This is a genomic window from Herbaspirillum lusitanum P6-12 (genome assembly GCF_000256565.1).
Lineage (GTDB): Bacteria > Pseudomonadota > Gammaproteobacteria > Burkholderiales > Burkholderiaceae_D > Herbaspirillum > Herbaspirillum lusitanum.
Genome location: NZ_AJHH01000755.1, coordinates 1 through 7,287 on the forward strand (window position 1 = coordinate 1; position 7,287 = coordinate 7,287).

Here is a 7,287-nt window from a genome sequence, read left to right on the forward strand (position 1 = left end):
CAGCGTGTCGGTGCGCACGATGTGGGTGCCCCATACCAGCAGGGCCAGTGCAGAAAGCAGATTGAGAAGGGTGGTCATGGCTCCAGCAAATGTTGAGTCAATTCGGCAAATCCTGCGCCGAAAGGATGCCGCGTGATGAAGCGCGGTGGATGTTGCAGGCGGTCGGCGAATTCGAGCACGTTGGCCACGCCTACCGACAACGGGAAGTAGGCGAACATCGGCGCATCGTTGGGCGAGTCGCCGGCGAATACGCAGCGGCTGCGTTCTTCGTCATCGGCAAGATCGACGTCGTAGCGCTCCCGCATCATGAGGCGCGCCATGCTCAGTTTGTCGTAGTCGCCGAACCAGCCGTTGACGTGGATGGAACTGATTTTTGCAGTCATCCCCGCATCTTCCATGATTTGCACGATGCGATCAACGGCAGCGCGGTCCAGCGGCGGCACATCTTCGCAAAAATCGATGGCCAGGTCGTACTGGCGGCAGAACTGATCGGACGCCACGGCGCAACCGGGCACTTCGCGCAGGATGCGGTCGCGCACTGCGGCCAGCCTGCCGGTGTTATCGCGGCGACTTGTTTCATCCAGCAGATGGCGCGTGCGCAGCTTGTTGGCGGCGCGGTCGTGCCACATGTAGAGCGCGCCGTTTTCGCCGATCACGCCGTCGACCGGCCACATGCGCGCGATCTGATCGCACCAGCCGGCGGGACGGCCGGTCACCGGGATGACGCGCAGGCCGGCGCGTTGCAGCGTCTCCAGCGATTGATACGCTTGCGCGCTGAGTTTGCCGTCGGTGGTCAGTGTGTCGTCGATGTCGGTGAACACGGTCGTGACCTGCGCGCGCGGCAATTGGTCCACGGATTTCATTTCAATTCCAGTAATTGCGGTTGGTGGTCGGAAGAGCGCGTGTCGCTGTCGATCTCGAACGAGCGCACGCGCGGCAACAAGTCCTCGCTGGCGAAGATGAAGTCGCAGGCAAAGGCTTCCGGCCATTGTTCGCGGTCATATAGACCGACATTGTGCGGATGCGGTTTGTTCCCGTGCAGGTATTCCCAGGTGTCCCGCAGACCCGGCACGCCGTCCTTGAACGGATGTTGCAGGCGCGAATGCAGCGGGTCTTCCGGACGGAAATTGAAGTCGCCGGTGAGGATCGTCCTGGAGGTCTGGTCGAACGCATGGTAAGGCGAACCAGACAGGTCGCGCACGCGGCTGCGGGCGGCGCGCAGCGAGGTCTCTGCATGGATCGCGCGGATCGCTTCGACCTGGGTGCGGCGTTGCAGCAGGGAATAATATTCGAGGTGCGTGTTCATCACGCGCACGGCGCCCAGCGGCGTATCCAGCGTTGCTTCGATCAGCACGCGCGGCATGCTGATGACGTCGGCGTCGACCGGCCACGGCAACTGATGGCGCAGCACGCGCGAGACCGGATAGCGCGACAGGATCATGTTGCCGAAGCAGCGCCGGCTGCCGTCGGGTGCAGCGACGTCGACACCGGCTGCCGGGATGGCCGTGAAGTCCGGTAGCAGTCGCGCGAAGATCTCGAACTGATTCTCGCCGGCGCTGCCGGCCAGCGACGGGAAATTCGCCGCCACTTCCTGCAGGCACAGCACGTCGAAGTCGCCGAGTTTCTTTGCGTCGCGCACGATGCGCGCAGGATCGACGACGCCGTCGACGCCGCGCGACCATTGGATATTCCAGCTGATGATTTTCATCGTAGTGTCCTCATCAAGTCAACGAATGCCGGCGCGCATGAACGACTGCACGAACTGGCGCTGGAACAGCAGGAACGCCAGCAGCAGCGGCGCCGAAGTCATCAGCGTGGCCGAGGTGATGATCGACCAGTCGACGCCCTGGTCGGTGGACGAGAACACCTGCAGGCCGACCGTCAGCGGACGCGATTCAACCGAGTTGGTGACGATCAGCGGCCACAGGAAGTTATTCCAGTGCGTGCTGATCGAGACCAGGCCGAACGCCAGGTAGATCGGCTTGGCCAGCGGCACGTACACCTTCCACAGCACCTGCATGGCGCTGGCGCCTTCCACGGTGGCCGCTTCGTCCAGCTCGCGCGGCACCGTCTTGAAAGTCTGGCGCAGCAGGAAGATGCCGAATGCCGAAGCGAAGTAAGGCAGGCCGATCGACAGGATGGTGTCGCGCAGGCCGAGCAGGTTCATGGTGTTGTAGTTTTCGACGATCAGGATGTCGGGCATCACCATCAGTTGCATCAGCACCAGCATGAACATGATGTTGTCGCCGCGGAAGCGATAGCGCGAAAACGCATAGGCGGCCATCGTCGCCAGCACCATCTGCGCGACCAGGATCATCGTCACCAGCATGAAGGTGTTGAGGAAGTAGCGCGGGAACGGCGCTGCATTCCATGCGTTGACGAAGTTCTGCAGCGTCAGCGGCGCGGTCAGCGAAAAGCGCGTGGCGAATTCGGCCGGATGAAATGCAGTCCAGATCGCATAGATCAGCGGCAGCAGCCACAGCAGGCCGAGCACCCAGGCCGCAACGGTTTCCAGTATCTTGTTCCGTTCGCCGAACGGATTGGTGGCTTGAGCGATCATTGGTAGTGAGTCCTGCGGTCGAGAATACGGAATTTGACGAAGGCGATCACCGCCAGCATCATCAGCAGCACCACGGTCAGCGCGGCGGCGTAGGACGAATCCCAAAAGCTGAAGCCGACTTCATAGATGTAGTACAGCAGCAGCGAGCTGGCGTTGTCCGGCCCGCCCTTGGTCATCACCACGATATGGTCGACCAGGCGGAAGGCGTTGATGAGCGCATTGATGAGCACGAAGAGCGTGGTGGGCATCAACAGCGGAAACTGCACGCGCCAGAAGTATTGCCAGCGCGATGCACCCTCCAGTGCGGCGGCTTCGGCCAGCACCGGCGAGATCTGCTGCAGCGCGGCCAGGTAGAAGATCATGAAGAAGCCAGCCTCCTTCCACACCGCCACTACCATCAGCGCACCCAGCACGGTCTGCGGATTGCCCAGCCAGTTGTGCGAGGGCAGGCCGAGCGCGCCGGTGATCTGTTCCAGCAGGCCATATTGCGGCGTATAGAAGAACAGCCAGATATTGGCCACCGCAATCATCGGTAGTACCGTCGGCGTGAAATAAGCCAGGCGCAGCAGGCCGCGGCCCAGCAGCTTGTCGTTGACCCACAGCGCCATCATGATGGCCAGCGCGATCGAGACCGGGATGGTGCCCAGCGCGAACCACAGGTTGTTGAACAGCGCCCGCCAGAAGACCGGGTCGTCGGCCATCAGCGCATAGTTTTCCATGCCGACGAACACCGACGGGCTGGCGCCCTTGGGCGTGGAAAAGAAACTGTGCCAGATCGTCGCCACCGCAGGATAGTGGGTGAACGCGATCAGCAGCACCATGGCCGGCATCAGCAGCAGCCAGGGTGTGATGGAAAATTGTGTGCGATTCATGTAAAGCCTTTTGCTGTCTCAGGCCAGGCGCAATGCCGGTGCAGGAGCGTGTCCTTGCACCGGCGATTGCATGCCCCGGCTTCGCCAAACGTCAATTAACGATTCCAGCTGCGCAGGATGCGATCGGATTCGCGTTGCGCATCCTTCAGTGCCGCTTCCGGCGTCTTGGTGCCGGACAGGGCAGCCTGCAGGTTGTCGTTCAGCGCCTTGGTGACGCGCTGGTTGTCGTGGGTGGAGAGTTCAGCCACGCCATACTTCATCTGCTCGCGCGCCACATCGGCAGCCGGCACATCCTGCAGGTATTTCTTCATTTCCGGGGTGTCCCAGGCATCCTGGCGTGGTGCTACGTAGCCGGTGGCAATCGACCACTGCGCCGCGCGCGCCGGTTCGGTGGCGAAGCGGATGAACTTCACCGCAGCCTGTTGTTGTTCCGGCGAAGTCTTGTTGAACACATAGAAATTGCCGCCGCCGGTCGGGCTGCCCGGATGCTTGTTGGCCGGCAGCATCGCCACGCCGAACGGGAAGCTGGCGTTGGCGCGGATGTTGGTCAGGTTGCCGGTGGTGGTCCAGACCATCGCGGCCTTCTGTTCGAGGAAGTCCTTCGGCGTGGTGCCCCATTCGATCACGCCGCCCGGCATGACCTTGTGCCTGGCCGACAGATCGACCCAGTATTGCAGCGACTCGACGGCAGCCGGCTTGTCGAAGTAGGTCTTGGTGCCGGCGGCGTTCATCAGCGTGGTGTCGTTCGGCGTGGTCAGGCCCTGGAACATCCAGTAGGTGAAGCCGGTCGACGGAATCTTCAGGCCCCATTGCGAGACGTTGCCGTTGGCGTCGCTCTTGGTCAGCTTCTTGGCGTAGGTGATGGTGTCGGCCCAGTTGGCCGGCGCCTTGTCCGGATTCAGGCCGGCTTCCTTGAACAGGTTCTTGTTCCAGAACATGACGATGGTGGAGCGCTGGAATGGAATGCCCCAGGTCTTGCCGCCGGTCTGGCTGTTTTCCATGAAGCCCTTGTAGAAGCCCTCGATCCACTTCTTGTCTTCCGGCTTGTTGGCCAGGCCGTCGATCGGCACGATGGCGTTTTCATCGATCAGCGTGAACAGGTCGGTCGACAGCAGCACGGCCAGCGTCGGCGGCGTGCCGCTCTTGAACGCGGTCAGCGCCTTGACGATGCTTTCCTGGTAGGTGCCGGCGTAGACCGCCTTGATCTTGACGTCGGGATTCTGCTTTTCGAAATCGGCGACCATGCCGTCGATGGTCTTGGTGATCGGGCCACCCACGGCGACCGGATAATAGAAGGTCAGTTCGACCGGATTGGCGGCGAATGCCGGCGCGGCGAAAGCGCCTGCGACGGCCAGTGCAGCGATGGATTTCAGAATGACTCTACGCATGTTTGTCTCCCGGATTAGTTATGGTGGTACGTCTGTGGTGCAAGGTGAAAAGCGATGAAAACGATTACATCGGAATCCGACGCAAGCCCGATTTCCTGTCGAAGAAATACTGGTTGCCGCGTTCCCAGCCGAGCTGGATCGCATCGCCCGGCACCAGCGTCAGCTGGCCCGGTACGCGCATGAGCAGCGAGGCCTGGCCGACGCGGCAGCCGACGATGGTATCGGCGCCGAAGTATTCGATCGTGTCGACGGTGGCGGCGATGCCTTGCCCGACCAGATGGATGTGCTCGGGACGCACGCCGAGTTGCCATTCTTCGTCGACGTTGTGCGGGTGGATCACCGGACCGTTGCTGCCTTCAATGACGAGGCCGGCCGCGCTGTTGGACAGCGGCAGGATGTTCATCGGCGGCGTGCCGATGAAGCGCGCGGCGAACACCGAGGCCGGCTGTGCATACAGTTCGGCCGGCGGCGCGTTCTGTTCGATCTTGCCGTCGCGCAGCAGGATCACCTGGTCGGCCATGCTCATCGCCTCGGTCTGGTCGTGCGTGACGTAGATCATGGTCATGTTGAGCTGCTGTTGGAGGGCGCGGATTTCACGGCGCATTTCCTGGCGCAGTTGGGCATCCAGATTTGACAGCGGCTCGTCCATCAGGCAGACCGGCGCATCGGCGATGATGGCGCGGCCCAGCGCCACGCGCTGTTGCTGGCCGCCCGACAACTGGCCGGGACGGCGGTCGAGCAGATGGCTCAGGCCGAGGATGTCGGCGACGCGCTTGAGACGTTCGTCGAAATGCCTGGCCGGCTCCTTGCGCACGCGCACGCCGAACAGGATATTGTCGCGCACGTTCAGGTGCGGGAACAGCGCATACGATTGGAACACCATGGCGATCTTGCGCTGCGCCGGCGGCAGGTTGGTGACGTCGCGTTCGCCGATGCGGATGGCGCCGGTGGACGGCGTGTCGAGGCCGGCGATCAGGCGCAGCGTGGTCGACTTGCCGCAGCCGGACGGTCCCAGCAACACGGTGAAGTCGCCCGACTTCACTTCGAAATCAATGCCTTTTACAGCCTGGGCGTCGCCCCAGTTTTTGGTAATGCCCTTGAGCGAAATTGCTGCCATCGCGGTGTCCCCTCGGTAAAGAAATGAATGGTGATGCAAATTGATGCGGTCGCGCTCAGCTCTGCGCCATCTGTGCGGCCAGGTGTTTGCGGATGGCGCAGTGCTCGTCGAAATAGGCGGCAAATTCGGCGCGCTGCTGTTCGCTCATGTGCAGGCCGCACTTGGTGCGACGCCACAGGATGTCGTCCGGCTGGTAAGCCCATTCGTGCGTGATCAGGTAATCGACCTCGCGCTGCACCAGGCCGCCGCCGAAGTCGCGGCCGAGTTCGGCCGGCGTTTGCGCTTCCTTGAGGATGACGTGGGCGATGCGGCCGTGGCGACCGAACAGGCGCGTCAGGAAATGCGCGTCGAGCTGGGCGTATTTCTTTTTCAGGTAATCCAGTTCCTGGGCGCGGTCGGCGCGCTTGAACTTGCCGCCAGGCAGGGCTTCGTCCTTGCTCCACGGACCGCGGCGGGTCTTAGTCCAGGGCGCCAGTTTCTCCAGCACCGATTCGGCCAGGCGGCGGTAGGTGGTGATCTTGCCGCCGTAGACCGACACGCACGGCGTGTTGTCGGCGTCCTGCAGCACCAGCGTGTAGTCGCGCGTGACCGCCGAGGGATTGTCGGACTCGTCGTCGAACAGCGGACGCACGCCGGCATAGCGCCAGACGATGTCGGCGTCGCCGATTGGTTTTTCCAGGTATTGATTGACCGCGCGCAGCAGGTAGGCTTCTTCGTCGGCGCTGATCCTGGCGCCGTTGTCCATGTTCTCCTGCGGCACGTCGGTGGTGCCGATCAGCGTGAACTTGTCTTCGTAGGGAATCATGAAGACGATGCGCTTGTCGTCGTTTTGCAGGATGTAGGCGTGCTCGCCGGCAAACAGGCGCGGCACCACGATATGACTGCCGCGCACCAGTTTGACGGCGGCGTGCGCCTTGTCTTGCCGGGCCGGGTTGAGCAACTGGTCCATCTTCGCCACCCAAGGGCCGGCGGTGTTGACGACGGCGCGTGCGGTGAGTTGCTGGCGGACGCCGGTGACGGTGTTTTCGACTTCGCATTGCCACTGGCCGTTGCTGCGTTTGGCGTCGACCAGGCGCGTGCGGGCGAAGATCCCGGCGCCGTGTTCCTGTGCGCTCAGCAGGTTCAGGATCACCAGGCGGGCGTCGTCGACCCAGGCGTCGGAATAAGCGAAGCCGCGCGTGATGTCGGCGCGCAGGCCGCTCGGCGCGCTCATCTGGTCGAGCGCGATGCCGGCCGAATGCGGCAGCGTGATGCGGCCGCCGATATGGTCGTACATCCACAAGCCGAGGCGGATCATCCAGCGCGGACGCAGGCCCTTGACGTGCGGCATGACGAAGCGCAAGGGCCAGG

At 62.7% G+C, this 7,287-nt stretch carries 7 protein-coding genes; all 7 read right to left on the reverse strand.

The window, feature by feature from the left end; all coding sequences use genetic code 11:
- Positions 1-74: 74 nt before the first annotated feature.
- Positions 75-863 (reverse strand): HAD family hydrolase, encoded by a 789-nt coding sequence (locus HLUSI_RS0124470; RefSeq protein ID WP_016836438.1) that lies wholly within the window; start codon positions 861-863, stop codon positions 75-77.
- Positions 860-1,708, reverse strand: coding sequence for an endonuclease/exonuclease/phosphatase family protein (locus HLUSI_RS0124475; protein WP_016836439.1), 849 nt, complete (start codon positions 1,706-1,708; stop codon positions 860-862). The genes HLUSI_RS0124470 and HLUSI_RS0124475 overlap by 4 nt, the downstream gene beginning before the upstream one ends.
- An 18-nt stretch (positions 1,709-1,726) precedes the next feature.
- Positions 1,727-2,560, reverse strand: a complete 834-nt coding sequence (locus HLUSI_RS0124480) for a carbohydrate ABC transporter permease (RefSeq protein ID WP_016836440.1) — start codon at positions 2,558-2,560, stop codon at positions 1,727-1,729.
- On the reverse strand, positions 2,557-3,432 hold the full coding sequence (locus HLUSI_RS0124485) for a carbohydrate ABC transporter permease (protein WP_016836441.1): 876 nt from the start codon (positions 3,430-3,432) through the stop codon (positions 2,557-2,559). Before HLUSI_RS0124485 ends, HLUSI_RS0124480 begins: the two co-directional genes overlap by 4 nt.
- A gap of 95 nt (positions 3,433-3,527) precedes the next feature.
- Positions 3,528-4,820, reverse strand: a complete 1,293-nt coding sequence (locus HLUSI_RS0124490) for an ABC transporter substrate-binding protein (protein ID WP_016836442.1) — start codon at positions 4,818-4,820, stop codon at positions 3,528-3,530.
- Positions 4,821-4,884: 64 nt separating this feature from the next.
- The gene (locus HLUSI_RS0124495; protein WP_016836443.1) at positions 4,885-5,937 is read right to left on the reverse strand and encodes an ABC transporter ATP-binding protein; all 1,053 of its coding nucleotides are present in this window, start codon (positions 5,935-5,937) and stop codon (positions 4,885-4,887) included.
- Between the two features lie 55 nt (positions 5,938-5,992).
- Positions 5,993-7,287 (reverse strand): glycerol-3-phosphate dehydrogenase (gene glpD, locus HLUSI_RS30570; protein ID WP_016836444.1); only part of this gene is annotated, 1,295 nt, incomplete at its 5' end.